The sequence below is a fragment of the Nocardia coffeae genome (assembly GCF_019890715.1).
Taxonomy (GTDB): Bacteria; Actinomycetota; Actinomycetes; order Mycobacteriales; family Mycobacteriaceae; genus Nocardia; species Nocardia jiangxiensis.
On sequence record NZ_JAINZY010000020.1, the window covers coordinates 55,904 to 74,154 of the forward strand.

Below are 18,251 nucleotides of genomic sequence, written 5' to 3' on the forward strand. Positions count from 1 at the left end.
GGGCCGACCCGGGACCAGTGGTCCGAGGTCGGCCCGAATTCGGTGCGCGTCTACTGCAACGCCAACATCGAGCCGTTGAGCTGTTCCATCGGCCCGTAGACGGTGAACACGACCCGCCCGTCGGGATACTGCGACGACAGGTCCGCCGCGGAATCGAGTGCCTGACCGAACGACGCGGCGGACGGGTGCGGAAGGAATCCGATCGTCTGCCCGATGTGGGTCTGGTGCACCCACTGGGTATCACCCGGAGTGAGGTCGACCTGGACCCCACCGGGCAGCGGCGTGAGCGCGAACGCGGACGCGGACCCCGCTCCCATCACGGCCAGAACCGAAGCCGCCCCGGCAATCAACGCACCGGCCACCAACTTGCGAACTACACGCATATAAACAGAACCTGCTTTCCGACGTTCGTTGACACCCATTGATTTCACCGCCACCCCCGGCGGGGAAACATCCAACGCGAACACTTTATGACGTCAGTCACGGTCCGGCCAGTTCGGAGCGGATCGCCGCGCCAGACACGCCGATAACGATCGAATATCGGCCCGATCCGTCGGATTCGGGACAGTCCCGAATCACCCTTTCGCGCACCCGTTCGAACCACATGGCCTCGGGTGCCTGCGAGTTCGGCACATTCCCAGCCACTTCCGGCCGTGCGCGCCGCCTCCGATCCGATGCGCCCCACTCGTGCGGCGCGCCGTCACATACGGGACGGTCGGATCGGCGTGGCGCGCCTGGCGCGCCCCGGTCGGCCAGAGCGGATCGATATCACCGAACCGAAGAAAAGACCGCTCAGTTCTACCGGTCAGCGTGCTCGGAACGGCTATTCCACCCCTGATTCCAGCACCTTTCTGCACGGACGGCTCCGCACTGTTACTGTGGCGCAGGTATTCACGGGGCCGCCCAGTCTGCCCCGCTATGTCCGAATGCGACAACCGCACTGCCGACACATGAGGAGTTCCGCACCGTATGTCGTCCATCGTCTACGACTACCTGCTGCCGTTGCTCGGCCCCGAGCAGGCCACCCACTGGGCCCAGATCCTGGTGATCAGCCCGGCCGGCTGACGACACAGTCTGTCGAACCGACGTCGACGGCGGCCTCCCGTGCGGAGGCCGCCGTCGACGTTTTCCGGCTCGGCATTCCGGCCGCTCGGCACATTCAGTCGACTCGGCGCAGTCCGGCGATCAACAGTCCGACCAACCGCCGCGCGTCATATCCGGGCCGACCGCCGCCCGCGCACAGACCCCCGGCCCCGCGCATGAGTTCCAGAGCATTCTGACCGGGCAAAATCTCCCCCGAATCAACTGCGGCAGCGAGCAATTGGGCGCATATGGGTTCCAGCCGCTCGAGAAAGTACGCGTGCAGCGGATCGAAACAGGGATCCTCGGATTGCAGAACCGTGGCGAGCCCGTGTTTGGTGACCAGGAAATCGACGAAACGATCCATCCAATCTCGCAGCGCGACATGCGGAGTCGCACTGCTCGCCAATAGTTCCGGGCCCGCCTCGGCGAGCGCCTCGACCTGATGCCGGTACACCGCGATGATCAGATCGGCGCGCGTCGGGAAGTGTCGGTAGATCGTGGCCGTCCCGACTCCCGCCTCGGCCGCGATGTCACGAATCGGCGCCTCGACTCCCGAGGTGACGAAAACCGTCGCGGCAGCATCCAACAGCGCGGCCTCGTTCCGCCGTGCATCGGCCCGTTTGGGCTTGACCGAACCTCTGCCGTGTCGATCGTCATCACTCACGCGCGCCGTCCTCCATCACTCGCATTGCTAAACGGGACAGTGTCCCGTATCGTTAATCGGGACAGCGTCCCGCTTATTCATGATGCCAGAGCAGCACCGGGCAGCCAACCGTCGCCCGAAACAGCCTGTCGGGAAGGGAATCCCATGCCACGAGTCGTGATCTTCGACGAACCCGGCGATCCGGAAGTGCTACACATCGTCGAGGAACCGATCGCCGATCCCGGCCCGAACGAGGTACGGATCAGGATCGAAGCGTTCGCGGTCAACCGGCTCGACCAGATGGCGCGCTCGGGCGCATCGCCCCGGCCCATTCGGCTGCCGCACGCCCGGCTGGGCATCGAGGGCACCGGCGTGATCGACGCAATCGGGCCGCAGGTCGAGGGGATCGCGGTCGGCGACGCGGTGATGATCGCGGCGCTGCCCGATGCGGATGTGCGCGGCAGCTACGCCGAATACACCGTCGTGCCGGCCACCGCGGTCGTTCCCCGGCCCGCGGGAGCGAGCGTCATCGATGCGGCCGCGTTGTGGGTGTCCTATTCCACCGCCTACGGTGCGCTGGTGGAGAAGGCCGGAATGCGGCCGGGCGACAGCGTGCTGATCACCGCCGCTTCCAGTTCGGTGGGCCTGGCCGCCATCCAGATCGCCAATCAGATCGGAGCGGTGCCGATCGCGGTCACCAGCCATTCCGCCAAACGTGACGCCCTGCTCGCCGCCGGGGCCGCCGTCGTCATCGCGACCGAGGAGGAGAACGTCGCGGCGGCCGCGCGCCACCACACCGGCGGGGCCGGAGTGGACATCATCCTCGATTCGGTCATGGGGCCGGGCCTTGCCGAACTGGCCACCGCCGCCGAGCTCGGCGGGACGCTGATCACGGTGGGCTGGCTGGATCCGCGGCCCGCGTCGTTCCCGTCGAACGCCCTGACCATCCATCGGTACATGAGTTTCGAACACACCCTCGATCCGGTGGCGGTGCGCCGCATCGCCGCATTCCTCGGCGCGGGACTGCGTTTCGGCGCACTGAAACCCACTGTCGACACGGTGTTCGCTGTCGAGGACATCGTCGAGGCGCATCGCCATCTGGAAAAGGGACAGCAGGTCGGCAAGATCGTCGTCACGGTCTGAATCCGGCTGCGTCCCGAGCCATCACATCGGCGGATGCGGTGAATCCGTTGTCCGCGTTGCCGATCCATCGAAAGGATCACGGTCTCATGGCCGAATTCGATACTCCCCCGGCCGCACCGGTCGTCTCGGTGAAGCCGATAGTGCTGCCCGCCCCGGGCCGCGGCGAAGATCTCCGGGTCCGGGTGTCCGCCCCGGCGACCGGGTACGACCTGCCGATCATCGTGTTCTCGCACGGCTTCGGCTCGTCGCTGGACGGCTACGGACCGCTGACCGACTTCTGGGCCGCGCACGGTTTCGTGGTCGTTCAGCCCACCCATCTGGACTCCCGAACGCTGAGCCTGGCACCGAACGATCCACGCACACCACGGATCTGGCGCTATCGGGTGGAGGATGTGCAGCGCATCCTGGACAACCTCGACTTACTGGAAGCCGCAGTACCGGGCCTGGCCGGACGCCTCGATCGCACTCGCATCGCCGCGGCCGGACACTCCTTCGGCGGGCAGACCGCCGGGGTCCAACTGGGTCTGCGAGTGCGGGATCCGCAGACCGGAACGGGCGAAGACCTGTCCGACCCCCGGATCAGCGCAGGCGTTCTGCTGGCCACGGCCGGGAAGGGCGGCGAGGATCTGACTGCGTTCGCGGCCGAGCACTTTCCTTTCATGAACCCGGATTTCTCCGCTATGCGCACACCGGCTCTGATCGTCATGGGCGATCGAGACGAGTTGCCGTTGACCGTGCGAGGACCGGACTGGATGGCCGACCCGTATCTGCTGAGCCCCGGCGACAAGAGCCTGCTCACGCTGTTCGACGCGGAACACTCCCTCGGCGGAATCCCCGGCTACGAGGCCAAGGAGACCACCGACGAGAATCCGGAACGAGTTGCCCTGGTCCAACATCTCACGTGGGCCTACCTTCGCTACGCGCTCGATATCGAGAATTCCAGCTGGCCCGCGGCGCAGAAGGCGCTGGCGGACAGCCGTAATCCGCTGGGGCGCATCGAATCCAAGTGAGGACGGGGTGCTGCGCACAGGCGAACCGGTGCGCAGCACCCCTGTTGCGATCAGCTCGACAGATCGTCGATCGTTGCGGATTCGTTGCGGGACAGAGTGATTCCCAGATTCGCGGCAGTGCGATCGAGATCGTCGTCGTCATGGTTCAACTCGACCGCGGATCCATCGGTGGAGAGCACCTCGACGTTCAGGCACAACGCCTGCAGTTCCTTGAGCAGAACCTTGAACGACTCCGGGATACCCGGCTCGGGAATGTTCTCGCCCTTGACGATCGCCTCGTACACCTTCACACGACCCACCACGTCATCGGACTTGATGGTGAGCAACTCCTGCAGCGTGTACGCCGCACCGTAGGCCTGCATCGCCCAGCACTCCATCTCACCGAAGCGCTGACCACCGAACTGAGCCTTACCACCGAGGGGCTGCTGCGTGATCATCGAGTACGGACCCGTCGACCGCGCGTGGATCTTGTCGTCCACCAAGTGGTGCAGCTTCAGGATGTACATGTAACCCACAGCCACCGGGTACGGGAACGGCTCACCCGAACGACCGTCGAACAACGTGGCCTTACCGTCCGCGCCGACCATCACCTCACCGTCCCGGTTGGGCAGCGTCGAGGCCAGCAGTCCGGCCAGCTCCTCCTCCCGCGCACCGTCGAACACCGGGGTGGCGAGGTTGGTTTCCGGCTCCGCGGACAACAACTCCTCGGGCAACCGCTGCGCCCAGTCCGGACGATCGCCACCGTCGGCGAGCTGAATGTTCCAGCCCGTCTTGCCGATCCAGCCCAGATGCGTCTCCAGGATCTGGCCGATGTTCATCCGGCGCGGCACACCGTGCGTGTTCAGGATGATGTCGACCGGAGTCCCGTCGGGCATGAACGGCATGTCCTCCTTCGGGAGGATCTTGCCGATGACGCCCTTGTTACCGTGCCGACCCGCCAGCTTGTCGCCGTCCTGGATCTTGCGCTTCTGCGCCACGTAGACGCGGACCAGCTCGTTCACACCGGGAGGCAGATCGTCGTCGTCATCACGGGAGAACACCCGGATACCGATGACCTTGCCCGACTCACCGTGCGGCACCTTCAGCGACGTGTCACGAACCTCGCGCGCCTTCTCACCGAAGATCGCACGCAGCAACCGCTCCTCCGGAGTCAGCTCGGTCTCACCCTTCGGAGTGACCTTGCCGACCAGGATGTCACCGTCACGAACCTCCGCGCCGATGCGGACGATGCCGCGCTCGTCGAGATCGGCCAGGACTTCCTCGGAGATGTTCGGAATGTCGCGAGTGATCTCTTCCGCACCCAATTTCGTTTCCCGCGCGTCGACTTCGTGCTCCTCGATGTGGATCGAGGTGAGCACATCCTCTTCCACGAGACGCTGCGACAGGATGATCGCGTCCTCGTAGTTGTAACCCTCCCAAGGCATCACCGCGACGAGCAGATTCTTGCCCAGGGCCATCTCGCCGTTCTGGGTACTGGGTCCGTCGGCCAGGACCTGCCTCGGCTCCACGCGCTGCCCCTCGTCCACGATCGGACGCTGATTCGCGCAGGTGCCCTGGTTCGTCCGGCTGAACTTGTGCATCCGATACGAACGCCGGGTGCCGTCGTCGTGCATGACGGTGACGAAATCGGCCGAAACCTCTTCCACCACACCCGATTTCTCGTTCACCACGACATCACCGGCATCGATCGCCGCCCGCAGCTCCATACCGGTGCCGACCACCGGCGACTCCGAACGAATCAGCGGCACAGCCTGTTTCTGCATGTTCGCGCCCATCAGCGCGCGGTTCGCGTCGTCGTGCTCGAGGAACGGGATCATCGCCGTCGCGACCGACACCATCTGGCGCGGCGAGACATCCATGTAGTCGACCAGCGCGGGATCGACCAGCGCGACCTCGGAATCCTTGCGGCGCACCAGAACTCGAGAGGAGGTGAAACGCCCGTCGGCATCGAGCGGTTCGTTCGCCTGCGCGACGACGTGCCGGTCCTCCTGATCCGCGGACAGATAGTCGACCTGCTCGGTCACTGTGCCGTCGACCACCCGGCGGTACGGCGTCTCGATGAACCCGAACGGGTTGACCCGCGCGTACACCGACAGATAGCCGATCAGACCGATATTCGGGCCCTCGGGCGTTTCGATCGGGCACATCCGCCCGTAGTGGCTGTAGTGCACGTCGCGGACCTCGAGACCGGCGCGTTCTCGGGTCAGGCCACCCGGGCCCAGCGCCGAGAGACGACGTTTCTGGGTGAGGCTCGCGAGCGGATTGCGTTCGTCCAGGAACGTCGAAGACTGTGAGGTGCCGAAGAACTCCCGGATCGCCGCCACGACCGGACGGATGTTCATCAGGGTCTGCGGGGTGATCGCCTCGACGTCCTGCGTGGTCATGCGCTCGCGCACCACGCGCTCCATCCGGGACAGACCCAGCCGCACCTGGTTCTGGATGAGCTCGCCGATGGTCCGCAAGCGGCGGTTGCCGAAATGATCGATGTCGTCGACGTCGACCGGCACCTCCTCGCCACCGGGCACGGTCATCGTCGCATCGCCCGCATGCAGATGCACGAGATATTCGATGATCGCGACGATGTCCTCCTCGGTGAGCACCCGGTCGGCGTCCGCGGCGGGATCGACGCCGAGTTTGCGGGTGATCTTGTGCCGGCCGACGCGAGCCAGGTCGTACCGCTTCTCCTTGAAGAACAGGTTCTCCAACAGAACCTGCGCGGATTCCTTCGTGGGCGGCTCACCCGGACGCAGTTTGCGATGAATGTCCAGCAGCGCCTCGTCGGTGCCCGCCGTATTGTCCTTCTCCAGGGAGGTCATCATGATCTCCGAGAAGCCGAACCGCTCGGTGATCTGCTCGGCACTCCAGCCCAGCGCCTTGAGCAGAACGGTCACCGGTTGACGACGTTTGCGGTCGATACGCACGCCGATGGTGTCGCGTTTGTCGATATCGAATTCCAGCCACGCGCCGCGGCTCGGGATGACGCGGGCACTGTGCAGTGTCTTCTCGGTGGTCTTGTCGACGGACTCGTCGAAGTACACGCCCGGTGAACGCACCAGTTGCGAGACGATCACCCGCTCGGTGCCGTTGACCACGAACGTGCCGCGATCGGTCATCATCGGGAAATCACCCATGAAAACCGTCTGGGACTTGATCTCACCGGTGTTGTTGTTGATGAACTCGGCGGTGACGAACAGCGGGGCCGAGTAGGTCAGATCCTTGTCCTTGCATTCCTCGACCGAGGCCTTGACGTCCTCGAAACGGGGATCGGACAGGGACAGCGACATCGTGGCGGCGAAGTCCTCGATCGGGCTGAGCTCATCGAGCACCTCCTCCAGGCCACCCAGGACCGAATCCCCTGCGGCGCCCGCCCGTTCCCGCCACGTTCGCCCGCCGATCAGCCAGTCGAACGACTCGGTCTGAACGGCCAGCAAATCCGGAATCGCCAGGGGTTCACCGAGTTTGGCGAACGAAACCCGTTCGGGTGCACCCGGAATCCGGGCGGTCGAGCTGACGGTGTCCACCTCGGTCTGACTCGAGATTGCCAAGATACATCCTTCCAGCACCTCGCGGCGACCACGCCTGTACGCCGTCGTCGCGGTAGTAGCCGTCCTGTGGGTTGCATTGCTCATGGCGCACCGTGCCGGATACCGACCTGACCTGACTCGACACCAACGGACGAAAAGCGACACGCAGACAGTGCGACTTTCCGCAGTCAATTTCATTTTCGAGAGCTGGACAGCATGCGCCCCGGCGCGAAAACCAAAATTACACCCGAAACGACGAGATGTCGAGGGCAGAAACAAACAGACACCACAATCCGAAGTGCCTTTCCCCTTTCAATAATGACATCCGGATATACGGCTCGTCAAGGACGATTCGGCGGGTTATTACGGCAGGTCGAGCCGGGGCCGAACGGTCGCGTCCTCGCGCGCGGGTCCCGGCTGCAGTATCTCGATGGTGTCGGACCTGGTGCGGGACTTCGGTTCCAGCGCTGGGGAATCCGGTCCGTCCGTCTCGGCGCTCGCCGCCTGCGGGGACGAGTCGGGTTCCGCGGACTCGCCGGGCTCCGCGGCTGCTTCGCCCGGTGTCGAACGCTCCAGGAAACGCAGCAGCTCGACCGGGAAGGGCAGGACCAGCGTCGAATTCTTCTCCGCGGCGACCTCCACCACGGTCTGCAACAGGCGAAGCTGCAATGCGGCGGGGGCGGCCGCCATCGTCTTGCCCGCATCGGCCAGTTTCTGGGATGCCTGCAGTTCGCCCTCCGCGGTGATGACGCGGGCCCGGCGTTCACGTTCGGCCTCGGCCTGACGGGACATCGAGCGCTTCATCGATTCGGGCAGGGCCACATCCTTGATCTCCACCCGATCGATGTGCACGCCCCAGGACAGCGCCGGGCTGTCGATCATCAGCTCCAGGCCCCGATTGAGGTGCTCCCGGTTGGACAGCAGATCGTCCAGATCGCTCTTGCCGATGATCGACCGCAGCGAGGTCTGCGCCACCTGCGCGATCGCGAACAGGTAATCCTGCACGTCGACCACGGCCTGCACCGGATCGATGACCCGGAAGTACACCACGGCGTCCACCCGCACGGTCACGTTGTCCCGGGTGATGCCCTCCTGCCCCGGCACCGGCATGGTGACGATCTGCACCGGCACCTTGCGCATCCGGTCGACCACCGGAATCAACACCCGCAATCCGGGCTCGCGCACCTCACGCACCCGCCCGAACCGGAACACCACCCCGCGTTCGAACTGCTCCACCACTCGCATACTCGCCCCGAACGCGATCCCGGTCAGTACCGCTCCCGCCCCCACCAGGACGCCGAAGATGCCCAAGATATCCATATCGCACCACCACGCGAATCGCCCGGCGCACGGAAAACCGGGCCCTGCATCGATCATGGCACCGAGGCGTCGCGCGTGCGAGCACGATTATTCCGCGTTACCGGCCGCATCCGATCGGTGCGCACACGGCGTTGCACTACTGGTCATTTCGGTCGAACCATGCGTCGGGCGCTCGCGAGAACAACTCCGCGGGCAGGTCGTCGACGACGGGATGACGGCCGACGCTCACGTACACATCGCCGAGCCGGGTGGGCACGATCAGATTCGCGGACTGGTCCAATTCGGTGTCGCACCACCGTCGAAGCAGCCGCAGGAGCTCCCGGTGCTCGGCTTCGGTGAACGGAGTGTCGTCGGTGTCCGCCATGCGATCAGCCTAAGGACGAGGTCCATCGGATTTCCCGCCGATCGACGGCCGATCGTGTCGGGCCGCCACAAAGATCCGTTAAGCACGTTGGAAGGTCGTCCGCCCAGAATTCCGAGCAGACGAGGCGATCCCGCCACGTCGGAAATTTCCCGGAGAGGCACCGTGGTGTCGCTGATCTTCCTGATGGCGGTACTGGTACTGCCATTCGTGGTTCTCATCGTCGTGCTGACGACAGTGGCGCCGGCGGTGGCGCGCCGAGAGCGGGCTCGCACCGCCGCACTGCACCAGTGGGCGATGGCCAACGGATGGACCTTCACGCCGAGTTGTCAGCCGCCCTGGACCGCGCACCTGCCCGGCCGCAACCATCGCGGGCTGGGCGCCACCCTGATCGGGCAGATCGGTGGGCGACGGGTGATCGTGTCCGAATACTCCTACAGCACAACATCATCCAGCGGCGATACGACGACCACCTCGACGCATCACTTCATCGTGGTGGCGGTGCTGCTCGATCGGATGCACCCACCGGTGTCCGTGCGACGCACCCCCGGCGCGCTGGCCGTATTCGCCCGGAAACTGTTCGGACAGAGCCCGGCGCCGACCGGCGACCCGGTCTTCGACTCGTTCTTCCGCATCGACTCCGCCGATCCGAACCATGCCCGGTCGCTCGTCGGACCGCAGCTGATGCACGCACATGTCACCGGCGGGCTGCCGCCCTGGCAGATCGTCGGATCCGAACTGCTCACCTGCACACCGACTTCCGGCCGCATCCACGACCCGAACCTGGTCTTCGCGTACGCCGGGCCGACGGTGCACGTCGCGGAACTGCTCGGCCGCTGAGCCCGGTGGTCGGCAGGGTGCTCCACGGCCGGCGAAATCCCGCTCGCCAGGCTCATCGAACGGCACAATGTGGCGATGCGACCAATTGCCCGAGTGATGCTGGCTGCCGCTTCCGGACTATTTCTCGTGACCCCCGGCCCCGCCGTGGCCGCCCCCGCCGTCTCGCACGCTCAACTGCCCACCATGTCCGCCGAACCGAACGGCATACAGGCCCCGTTCGCCGAGCTCGCCGACGGGAACACCGGTGCGGTGCGCTGGTCGCGTCAGCCGAACACCCGGGCCCCGATGGGCAGCATCACGAAGGTGATGACCGCGCTGGTCGTCCTGGAGGCGGGCAATCTGGACCGGGCCATCACCGTGCCGCAGGCGATCATCGCCTACGACCGCAAGTACGACGGCAGCACCGCGGGCCTGGTCCCCGGCGAGGTACTCACAGCCAGACAGTTGCTGTACGCGATGATGCTCCCCTCCGGCTGCGATGCCGCCTACACCCTCGCCGAGGCGTACGGCCCCGGCCAGGCCGCCTTCATCGCCGAGATGAACGCCACCGCAGCACGTCTGGGCCTGACGAACACCCATTTCACCGACCCCAGCGGCCTGCCCGCGCCGACCGGCCACGCCACCTATTCCACCCCGGCGGACCTGGTGAAACTCGGCATGCACGCGATGGCCCAGCCGGTGTTCCGCGACATCGTCAGAGCGCAGAGCTATCACCAGCCGGCCGGGCCCGCCAACCGCGACCACGTCTGGCGCACAACGAATCTCCTGCTCCGCGACTATCCCGGCACCGTCGGCATCAAGACCGGCTCCACCGACGCCGCGGGCACCTGCCTGCTGTTCGAGACGGTCCGAGCGGGCCAACGGCTCATCGGCGTCGTCCTGCACAGCTCCCCCACCAGCGACGCCGTCGCCGAATCCGACGCCCGGAACATGCTCGACTGGGGCTTCGGGCCGATCCTGAGCCTCATCCCCATCCCCTGACATCCTCCGAAAGTGGTTCCGCCGCACTGTGTCACGACATCACGGTGCGGCGAGCCATTCGGCGAGAGCGGTGAAATCGGTGTCCAGCAGCCCGGACATACCATCGACCCGATGCAGCAGGGCCCGGCCAGGATGGTTCCCGCAGACCCATATCTCGTCGTGATCTCGGATCTCGTCATCGATCCAGATGAATGGGCGACCGGCGGCCAGATCGACCAAAGTCCTGGTCTTCCAATGTAATCCGTCCGAGTAGTAGTCCCCTTCGGGATACTCGGGCAATTGCACCACCGGCAGTTGCGGAAGCCCGAGAATCGGCGCGATGACGAGATTCGCATCCTCGGCCCACCCGGTGGCCCAGAGCAATTCACACCCCAGTGCGAGCAACCGCTCCCCCACGACCCGGCTGACCCGGGACAGCGCCGGATTGGTCGGCTGCTGCCATTCGGTCCAATCCGGCTGGCCCGCAGCCGAATCGGCCGCACTGTACGGAAGCACCGTCCCGTCGACGTCCAGGAACAACAACGCTCGATTCGCGCCGATAGTCACGAGCACCAGTCTGCGGCCGGACCGGCACAGCCCGCGTCGATTCGGCGAAGGTCACAGCTCGAGGGCTGCGAGTGATATCGACCAGAGCTCATGCGCGGCGTCCGGGTCGAGAGCCCATTGCTTGACGCCGTGGCTGTGGGCGGTGAGATCCGCATCGTCGGGGACGGTATACGCCTCGCGGCAGTCGTCGAGGTAATGCCCGCCGGTTTCCTCGAATTCCGGTGCGACGGCCGCCACCAGAGTGGTCGCGGCGCCTTGCTCGACGGATTTGTAGGTGAACACTCCAGCGACTTCGGCGGCGTCGAGTGATTCGCGCTGCCGCTGCGTGAAGTTCCGTTGCAGTCCGGTCCTGATCCCGCCGGGATTCACCGCGTTGGCCACGATGCGATCTGCGGCCCACCGTCTGGTCGCCTCGACGGCGAAGAGCGAATTCGCTGTCTTGGACTGGGCGTAGGCGATCTGCGGATCGTATGGCCGGTGTTCGAAGTGGATGTCGTCGAAGTCGACCGGGGCGCGCATATGGGCGGTGGAACTCACCGCCACGACTCGGGCTGCGCCGCGCTCCGCCGCACCGCGGACCAGGGCGTCGTGCAGCAAATGGGCGAGGGCGAAGTGGCCCAGGTGATTGGTCGCGAACTGCAGCTCCCAGCCCCGCTCGTTTCGTTCCAGGCCCGAGGTGACCAGCCCGGCGTTGTTGACCAGAAGGTGCAGCGGGCCGTGCCGGCCCCGCGCGAAACGCGCCACGCTGCCCGGATCGGCCAGGTCTACGGCGGCCACCGCAGGCCGCGAACGCGCACCGCGGGAAGCGATCCGGTCGGCCACACGTGCACCCGCCGAGATATCGCGTACAGCGAGGGTGACTTCCGCGCCCGCGACCGCGAGGACCCGGGCCGTCTCCGCACCGAGTCCCGAGGATGCACCGGTGACCACCGCCCGCAGCCCGCGTAGGTCGACGCCGGCGGCTACTTCGTCGGCGGTGCTCGAACCGTCGAAGCGGGTGGTGATGAGTGGACCTCGGGTCATCGGAATCCTCCTGATCGGGACACTTGTTTGCCAGCCCCTGAACGAACTTTACAACTTTTACCTATTTTGTATAGTACGTCCGTAACCAGGTACGGTGTGCCGATGGACGCCACCAACGTGGGCACGCCGGACCCGCATCCCACGGACGGCGGTCGGCGCGAGCAGGTGCTCGCCGCGGCTCTGGACACCTTCGTGCGGTACGGCTATCGGAAGACGTCGATGGAGGACGTCGCGCGCGCTGCCGACATCTCGCGCCCCGGCCTGTACCTGATGTTCGGCGCCAAACGAGAACTGTTCACCGCCGCCGTCACCCATGCACTGGACCGCAGCATCGCCGCGGTCACCGAGGTGCTCGCCGATCCGGCCCGGCCGATCCGCGACCGGCTCCTCGACGCGTTCGACCAGTGGACAGGTCGCTACATCGGCGCGATGAGCCGCGAGGTCAACACCATGGCCGAGGAATACTCGGACCTGCTCGGACCCGCCGCGACCGAGTACCCCTCGCGATTCGCCGCGCTCCTGGACACCGCCCTGACCGAATCGACGGACCCCGCCCTCGCGCCCCGATCAGCCGCGGTGGCACAGACTCTGATCAGCACGTCGATCGGAATCAAGCAGCAGGTCACCACCCGTGCGGCGTTCCTCGAGCGCCTGGCCGTCGCTATCGATCTGATCGTGGTGCGCTGAGGTACCCTCCGATAATGGAGCCACGGTGGTTGGTTCGTTTCGTGTGCGCTGCGATCCTGGCGGCCACCGTCTCGGTGGTCATGCCCGCGCGGCAGGCGTCCGCGGTCGCATGTCCGGACGTCGAAGTGGTCTTCGCCCGCGGCACCGCCGATGTTCCGCCGGACTTCGGCGCTGTCGGGGTCTCGTTCATCACCGCGCTGCGCACCCAGATCCCGGGCCGCTCGATCGCCACCTACCCGGTCGACTATCCGGCGAGCGCCGACTTCGCCGACCGTCTGGCCTTCGCGCGCACGGTCGTCAACGGTATCCGAAATGCGCAGTCGCACATCGAATCCACGGCCGCGAACTGCCCCCGGACGCGAATTGTGCTCGGCGGCTATTCCCAGGGCGCGGTCGTCGCCGGATTCGCCACGATGGCGGGCCTGCCCGCAGGCATCCCGTCCCAGTTCGCCCAGTACCAATCGAGCATCCCCCTGCCGATGCCGCCCGAGGTGGCCCCCCACGTCGCCGCGATCGTACTGTTCGGCAAACCCTCGGACCGCTTCATGCGAGACGTCGGCGCCCCGCCCATCGTCATCGGCCCCCTCTACACACCGAAAACCACCGAGTACTGCGTCCCCGGCGATACGGTATGCGACGGTTCCCCCTTCCCCGGCCGCCCCAACGCCCTGCACGCACTCTACAGCGTCAACGGAATGACCTTGGCCGCAGCAGGTTTCGCCGCGAGCCGACTCTGAGGTCGTTGCACCGTTCAGCCGCGTGCCGCGCCCTGCGGCCACACGATCGTCACCGGCACACCGCGCTCACGCGCCAGCGCAACCACACTGCCGGTGCCGCTACGCTCGCCGATCTCCCCGTCCCACACGGCGATCAGCCGATCACACGACTCCACCACAACCTCGTTCGCGGCCTCATATGCGTCAGCACCGGCTTCGTCGAAGTCCATCACCCGAACGCGTTCCGCTCGCTCCAGCAGCTCATCGAACAGCGGCGCGTGATCCGGCTTCACCTTCCGCTCCCGGTAGTTCCGCGAGGGCAGCACAGCCTCCAACCGGCCGCCTGCTTCGAGCACGGCCTGGGCGAACACCGAATCTGCTCCCCGCGCAAGGCAACTCACGCCGGTCACCTCGGCGGCCCGACCCGTTACCGTGATCTGGCGGCTGATCTCCGCGTACACCAGCTGCGCCGTGTCCGCGGTCAGGTTCATATGTCCGGTCACGCCGATTCGCACGGCTCGACTCCTCGATGTCGTTGCGTCACCCATGGGCCGGATCGAGCGATTCGGTCAGCGCGGTAGGTCACGTGAGCGAGAGTCGCGGGCGGCGTCATCGGTCTGCATGCCGATTATCGCCAGCGAACCCGATCCCCGGTGAGAGGCAAAGACTTCCCGATGGAAAAGACGAGGACCGGTGCGGCAGCCGCATCCGCCGCAGGGGCACACATGCCGCCCGATCCTCCGGATCGAGGCGGGGTTCGAGCGGTACTTCGTAGTCGATGGAGTCCATCGATCCGTTGGACGCTGGATGATTGCTGATGGTGTCGTAGGCGATCTGAATCGCCTGTGGTTGTCCTGTCCGACAAGGTGCTTGCGTGGTGATGTCAGGTGTTGCTGGAGTCGGTACGCCGCATGCCTGTGACGAGGTCGGGTTCGATCGCGATCAGAGCGTCGTTGACCGTGTGAGTCCAGGACTGCACGAGGGGGTCGTACAGGGCGATACGGTCCGGATCCTCGATGATCCGCCCGTAGCCGACCACCAGCACCGACCAGCCCTGACGGGAATGGAGGTCGATCTCGTCGGCCTGGTAGCCGAGCACGGTTTTCCCTCTCGTGCGCACCGCGTCGGTCAGCCAGGGCGACGCCCCGGCCCCGATGATGATCTTCCCGTCCCGCACGATGTGGTTGACCGGCCGCACGGCAGGCAGAACATCGCGGGTGTACGCCACCCTGCCCAGCGGCACCCCGGCCAGCAACGCCATGCACTCGCCCGGGTCGAGCGCGATCACCCCGGAGTCCGGAGGCTCGGGTGGACGCTGGGGTGAATCGCAGGCGTTTGGCATTACCGTGCAGTTCCCCTGCCGGTTCGAGCGGAAACGGGCCTCATTCGCGGACCGGACACACACCCTCTCGTCATGTTTGCTCGCCGCGCCGCGTCGGGCTCGCCGCCGACCGCGATACAGACCGACTAGTATTCGAAACTGTGTTCGAAGAGTGGCCACAGGAGTTCAGTCCGCCGCTGCGCCGCACCGTGACGCCGCCGGTGCCGGTCGTGGTCGACCTGAGCCAGGCCATGCCCACCCGGCAGCCGAACGGGTGGGGCCGCGACAAGATCGCCATCAAGGTGAAGCTCGGCGGCCTGGATCTCACCGGAAACGTCCCGGGCCTGCTGCACGCGTGGGCCCGCGTGAACGACGGCAGCTGGCTCGGCCTGGTCGAAATGGTGCTGTGGACCAATAACGGCAACGGGCAACTGTCGGTGACGCAGTGGTGCCCCGCACCCGCACTGTCACCACGCGACCAAGCAGCAGACCGGTGAGCAGGACCGGGGCAGCGATCTGCCAATGGTCGCCGGTTTCGCTCCGCGCCAGTCCCTTCCGCCGATGAACACGTCTGCGCTCGACGAGGTAGCGACGCACGCTCGCCCAGTACGCCGAACAGCAGGCCGGGCTCCAGCGTGCCGCCGGCGCGCGGGAGCTGGTCGCCACAGCTCGGGTCGTCGGCACCGGATTCTTGCCGACACGATCAGGGAATCGGCGGGACGCCGTGAGGTGCGCGTGCAGAGGTAGCCGCCCGACAGGGCAGGTCAGCCAGTTCGAAGCGGTCGGCATGGATGGCACCGAGTGCGGGCCGTTCCTGACCCAGCTCGAGGGAAAGATCAAACTCACCGAGATCGGCGGTGGAGTGTCGAGACGATCACGAAACATACAAAGATCAGTAGGCGGTCGCTGTATCGTTAATCCTACACATTGCCGACATTAATTATGAAAAAACATAAGGGGCGAGCCGGTGGCTCGGTTTGAAGTGAACACAGAGGGCACTACTACAGATGCAGAGAGTACCGTCATAGATACGGAAGAGTCCAGTACAGACACAGAACCCGACAAAGATCCTATCGGAAAGATATCCGACGATATCAAGAACATCGCCGATCAGCTCGCCGAAATACAGTCCAAAGAAGGCAATCGGAAATGGACCGACGGCATATCCCGGTGGGCAGCCTACCTAGCCTTTGTAGTGTTCTTCATCGGCGCCAGCACCTTCCCTGACCTCAAGGAGGATTTTACTCACCAAAAGCAGGTCGACCAGAACAGGCACACATACGACCTGGAAGTATACTTCAATTCTGTCAGTCGAACGTGCCCAGAGCTTCCGCCTCCAATAACCGCCCAACAATTGCGCGCCGAATCCGAGGAGCAGGAGACTGCGGCCGGAAAATGGGATGATTTGAACGGTGACAGTAAAACGCTGACCGAGTCTGAGAAAAACGATATGAAGACCGCAGTGGAATACCTGTTCAACGCCGAGCAAGACCTGTTCGCCATGGCTTCGGATCTAGATCGCGACGACATCGCCAGCTACAATATTCAGCTTGGCGAATATCTTCAATCGATCACTTCCATGAGATCTCTCACCCGCCCGCACAGCCCAATAAGCGTCCTCGGACCTTATTGCACAGCATTTTCCCCCAACATGCACTAGCCGCTCGACCGGAGGACCGGGGAGCGACACGTGAACTAGGTGGCGCCGCCGGAGCCGGCGGCGCCACAATCGTTTTCAGAGCTGACGAACGGCCGTCTCTACGTGCGGGAGATCTTGTCGATCTCTTTCCCGAGGTGGGTCAGGGACTCGTAGAACCCGTGCCGTCCGCGCACGAGCTGATAGGCGAGCACCTCGTCCTTGTTCAACGCGTCGATCTGCTGCAACTCACCGAGGTGCCGACGGAGGTCTCTGAGCCGGGGGGCATCGCCCCATCCGTTGTTTCCGGCGAAATCGATCCTCTCCAGGATCCTCTGATGCTCCTGCGAGCGATCGACAGCGTGGAACCGGCGCTCGACCATGTTGATCGCGCCGATCTCGTCAGCCCAGCGGGCGCACGAGAAAGATGAGTCTTCGACCACGGCGATCGGCTGGTCACCCGCGTACCTCATCGCCAGTTCCAGCTCCTTCAGCGCCGGCGCGTAGACCAACGTCGGACGTCCGAACGCGCCGCCGATCCGGTTGGAGTTCAACGGAGTCAGAACGGTGCGGTTCGTCGCGTACCGCTTCAGAGGCTGCGAGTATTCGATCGAGCTCTTCTGCGGAGCAAGGATGATCGCGGTCGTATGCGCGCCAATGCGATCCAGGAACGCGACACCCAGTTCAACCGCCGGATCGTACCCAGCTTCCGGGCGAAACGGGATGTACGCAGCGCGGAGAAGGCCACCTGCCATAACAACACCATCTTGCCGATCACCAGGATCGTTACCGGCCGGACTCGGATCGCACCGCAGCCGTTCGGGTGGTTCCACGTTCCGCAGAACCAACTCCATCATGTGTAGCGAACCCGATCCCCGGTGAGCGGCAAAGACTTCCGGGTGGAAGAGAAGGGACGAGTCGGTCTGTAAGCCGGATCCTGTTCCCGGCTTGCGCCGGGAGGCGACCATCCATCTGGATGCACCGTTGCCGGGCACCTCGAGCGGTCCACCCGCGGGCTCGGGCGAGCAGCCCTCGAACACCCGCGCAGCCGCACTCGCAGGGAGTGCGGCCTTCGACCTTGCTCCGGGCGGGGTTTACCTAGCCGCCCCGGTCACCCGGGGCGCTGGTGCGCTCTTACCGCACCGTTTCACCCTTACCGGCGCTTGCGCGCCGGCGGTCTGTTTTCTGTGGCACTGTCCCGCGGGTCACCCCGGGTTGCCGTTAACAACCGCCCTGCTCTGTGGAGTCCGGACTTTCCTCGGCGCCGGGCGGCGGCACAGCTGTGCCCGTTCCCGTCGCCGCAGTCGCCCGACCGACTCGTCCGAAGAGATTATGCCGCATGGGGTGTTCGGCGGCCCCGCCGGTGCTGCTGTCCGGATGCCCGGCGGCGAGATTTCCGGCCACGACCGGGGATCCA

General features: G+C 65.4%; 18 protein-coding genes and 1 other RNA gene. 8 read left to right on the forward strand and 11 right to left on the reverse strand.

Going from position 1 to position 18,251, the window contains the following annotated elements:
- Positions 1 to 50 precede the first annotated feature (50 nt).
- Together K7711_RS42240 and K7711_RS42245 are read right to left on the reverse strand one after the other, a co-directional pair.
- Positions 51 to 383, reverse strand: a complete 333-nt coding sequence (locus tag K7711_RS42240) for a hypothetical protein (RefSeq protein WP_222977873.1) — start codon at positions 381 to 383, stop codon at positions 51 to 53.
- A gap of 776 nt (positions 384 to 1,159) precedes the next feature.
- A complete protein-coding gene (locus tag K7711_RS42245; RefSeq protein ID WP_308015197.1) occupies positions 1,160 to 1,747 on the reverse strand; it encodes a TetR/AcrR family transcriptional regulator in 588 nt (195 codons plus the stop codon).
- A 144-nt stretch (positions 1,748 to 1,891) separates the two neighbouring features.
- Here K7711_RS42245 and K7711_RS42250 point away from each other — a divergent pair, with 144 nt between their 5' ends.
- Positions 1,892 to 2,869 carry a zinc-dependent alcohol dehydrogenase family protein gene (locus K7711_RS42250; RefSeq protein ID WP_222977883.1) on the forward strand — a complete coding sequence of 326 codons (978 nt, stop codon included), beginning with the start codon at positions 1,892 to 1,894 and terminating at the stop codon, positions 2,867 to 2,869.
- Between the two features lie 86 nt (positions 2,870 to 2,955).
- The gene (locus K7711_RS42255; protein ID WP_222977884.1) at positions 2,956 to 3,879 is read left to right on the forward strand and encodes an alpha/beta hydrolase family protein; all 924 of its coding nucleotides are present in this window, start codon (positions 2,956 to 2,958) and stop codon (positions 3,877 to 3,879) included.
- A gap of 50 nt (positions 3,880 to 3,929) precedes the next feature.
- Here the strand turns inward: K7711_RS42255 and rpoB are convergent, their stop codons facing one another.
- The 3 genes from rpoB to K7711_RS42270 all read right to left on the reverse strand — a co-directional run bounded on the left by rpoB (position 3,930) and on the right by K7711_RS42270 (position 9,087).
- Complete coding sequence (gene rpoB / locus K7711_RS42260; RefSeq protein ID WP_222978049.1) at positions 3,930 to 7,442, reverse strand: DNA-directed RNA polymerase subunit beta; 3,513 nt, start codon at positions 7,440 to 7,442, stop codon at positions 3,930 to 3,932.
- A 324-nt stretch (positions 7,443 to 7,766) separates the two neighbouring features.
- A complete protein-coding gene (locus tag K7711_RS42265) occupies positions 7,767 to 8,723 on the reverse strand; it encodes a slipin family protein (protein WP_222977886.1) in 957 nt (318 codons plus the stop codon).
- A 136-nt stretch (positions 8,724 to 8,859) separates the two neighbouring features.
- Complete coding sequence (locus tag K7711_RS42270; RefSeq protein WP_222977888.1) at positions 8,860 to 9,087, reverse strand: hypothetical protein; 228 nt, start codon at positions 9,085 to 9,087, stop codon at positions 8,860 to 8,862.
- Positions 9,088 to 9,249: 162 nt separating this feature from the next.
- On the opposite strand from K7711_RS42270, the gene K7711_RS42275 reads away from it, so the two are divergent.
- Both K7711_RS42275 and K7711_RS42280 read left to right on the forward strand, forming a co-directional pair.
- Complete coding sequence (locus tag K7711_RS42275) at positions 9,250 to 9,924, forward strand: hypothetical protein (RefSeq protein WP_222977890.1); 675 nt, start codon at positions 9,250 to 9,252, stop codon at positions 9,922 to 9,924.
- A 75-nt stretch (positions 9,925 to 9,999) separates the two neighbouring features.
- A complete protein-coding gene (locus K7711_RS42280; RefSeq protein WP_222977892.1) occupies positions 10,000 to 10,905 on the forward strand; it encodes a D-alanyl-D-alanine carboxypeptidase family protein in 906 nt (301 codons plus the stop codon).
- A gap of 39 nt (positions 10,906 to 10,944) precedes the next feature.
- On the opposite strand, the gene K7711_RS42285 is transcribed toward K7711_RS42280, so the two are convergent.
- Together K7711_RS42285 and K7711_RS42290 are read right to left on the reverse strand one after the other, a co-directional pair.
- Positions 10,945 to 11,451, reverse strand: a complete 507-nt coding sequence (locus K7711_RS42285) for an HAD domain-containing protein (protein WP_308015198.1) — start codon at positions 11,449 to 11,451, stop codon at positions 10,945 to 10,947.
- Between the two features lie 51 nt (positions 11,452 to 11,502).
- Complete coding sequence (locus K7711_RS42290) at positions 11,503 to 12,474, reverse strand: SDR family NAD(P)-dependent oxidoreductase (protein ID WP_222977894.1); 972 nt, start codon at positions 12,472 to 12,474, stop codon at positions 11,503 to 11,505.
- Between the two features lie 102 nt (positions 12,475 to 12,576).
- Here K7711_RS42290 and K7711_RS42295 point away from each other — a divergent pair, with 102 nt between their 5' ends.
- Both K7711_RS42295 and K7711_RS42300 read left to right on the forward strand, forming a co-directional pair.
- The gene (locus K7711_RS42295; RefSeq protein WP_222977896.1) at positions 12,577 to 13,161 is read left to right on the forward strand and encodes a TetR/AcrR family transcriptional regulator; all 585 of its coding nucleotides are present in this window, start codon (positions 12,577 to 12,579) and stop codon (positions 13,159 to 13,161) included.
- Between the two features lie 14 nt (positions 13,162 to 13,175).
- Positions 13,176 to 13,898 (forward strand): cutinase family protein, encoded by a 723-nt coding sequence (locus tag K7711_RS42300; protein WP_222977898.1) that lies wholly within the window; start codon positions 13,176 to 13,178, stop codon positions 13,896 to 13,898.
- Positions 13,899 to 13,912: 14 nt separating this feature from the next.
- Here the strand turns inward: K7711_RS42300 and K7711_RS42305 are convergent, their stop codons facing one another.
- The gene (locus K7711_RS42305) at positions 13,913 to 14,392 is read right to left on the reverse strand and encodes a hypothetical protein (RefSeq protein ID WP_222977900.1); all 480 of its coding nucleotides are present in this window, start codon (positions 14,390 to 14,392) and stop codon (positions 13,913 to 13,915) included.
- A 368-nt stretch (positions 14,393 to 14,760) separates the two neighbouring features.
- Positions 14,761 to 15,165: a pyridoxamine 5'-phosphate oxidase family protein gene (locus K7711_RS42310; RefSeq protein WP_222977902.1), complete on the reverse strand. Its 405-nt coding sequence runs from the start codon at positions 15,163 to 15,165 to the stop codon at positions 14,761 to 14,763.
- Positions 15,166 to 15,359: 194 nt separating this feature from the next.
- On the opposite strand from K7711_RS42310, the gene K7711_RS42315 reads away from it, so the two are divergent.
- Together K7711_RS42315 and K7711_RS42320 are read left to right on the forward strand one after the other, a co-directional pair.
- Complete coding sequence (locus K7711_RS42315) at positions 15,360 to 15,695, forward strand: hypothetical protein (RefSeq protein WP_222977904.1); 336 nt, start codon at positions 15,360 to 15,362, stop codon at positions 15,693 to 15,695.
- A gap of 470 nt (positions 15,696 to 16,165) precedes the next feature.
- Positions 16,166 to 16,858, forward strand: coding sequence for a hypothetical protein (locus tag K7711_RS42320; RefSeq protein ID WP_222977905.1), 693 nt, complete (start codon positions 16,166 to 16,168; stop codon positions 16,856 to 16,858).
- Between the two features lie 98 nt (positions 16,859 to 16,956).
- On the opposite strand, the gene K7711_RS42325 is transcribed toward K7711_RS42320, so the two are convergent.
- Both K7711_RS42325 and rnpB read right to left on the reverse strand, forming a co-directional pair.
- Positions 16,957 to 17,667, reverse strand: a complete 711-nt coding sequence (locus K7711_RS42325; RefSeq protein ID WP_222977907.1) for a hypothetical protein — start codon at positions 17,665 to 17,667, stop codon at positions 16,957 to 16,959.
- A 77-nt stretch (positions 17,668 to 17,744) separates the two neighbouring features.
- Positions 17,745 to 18,154: RNase P RNA component class A (rnpB, locus tag K7711_RS42330), an RNA gene on the reverse strand.
- Positions 18,155 to 18,251: the final 97 nt, after the last annotated feature.

Bases quoted from the DNA above. Each gene is read 5' to 3' on its own strand.
- K7711_RS42255 (WP_222977884.1), top strand. From the start codon at position 2,956: ATGGCCGAATTCGATACTCCCCCGGCCGCACCGGTCGTCTCGGTGAAG.
- K7711_RS42280 (WP_222977892.1), top strand. From the start codon at position 10,000: ATGCGACCAATTGCCCGAGTGATGCTGGCTGCCGCTTCCGGACTATTT.
- K7711_RS42295 (WP_222977896.1), top strand. From the start codon at position 12,577: ATGGACGCCACCAACGTGGGCACGCCGGACCCGCATCCCACGGACGGC.
- K7711_RS42290 (WP_222977894.1), bottom strand. From the start codon at position 12,474: ATGACCCGAGGTCCACTCATCACCACCCGCTTCGACGGTTCGAGCACC.
- K7711_RS42265 (WP_222977886.1), bottom strand. From the start codon at position 8,723: ATGGATATCTTGGGCATCTTCGGCGTCCTGGTGGGGGCGGGAGCGGTA.
- K7711_RS42270 (WP_222977888.1), bottom strand. From the start codon at position 9,087: ATGGCGGACACCGACGACACTCCGTTCACCGAAGCCGAGCACCGGGAG.
- K7711_RS42240 (WP_222977873.1), bottom strand. From the start codon at position 383: ATGCGTGTAGTTCGCAAGTTGGTGGCCGGTGCGTTGATTGCCGGGGCG.
- K7711_RS42250 (WP_222977883.1), top strand. From the start codon at position 1,892: ATGCCACGAGTCGTGATCTTCGACGAACCCGGCGATCCGGAAGTGCTA.
- K7711_RS42300 (WP_222977898.1), top strand. From the start codon at position 13,176: ATGGAGCCACGGTGGTTGGTTCGTTTCGTGTGCGCTGCGATCCTGGCG.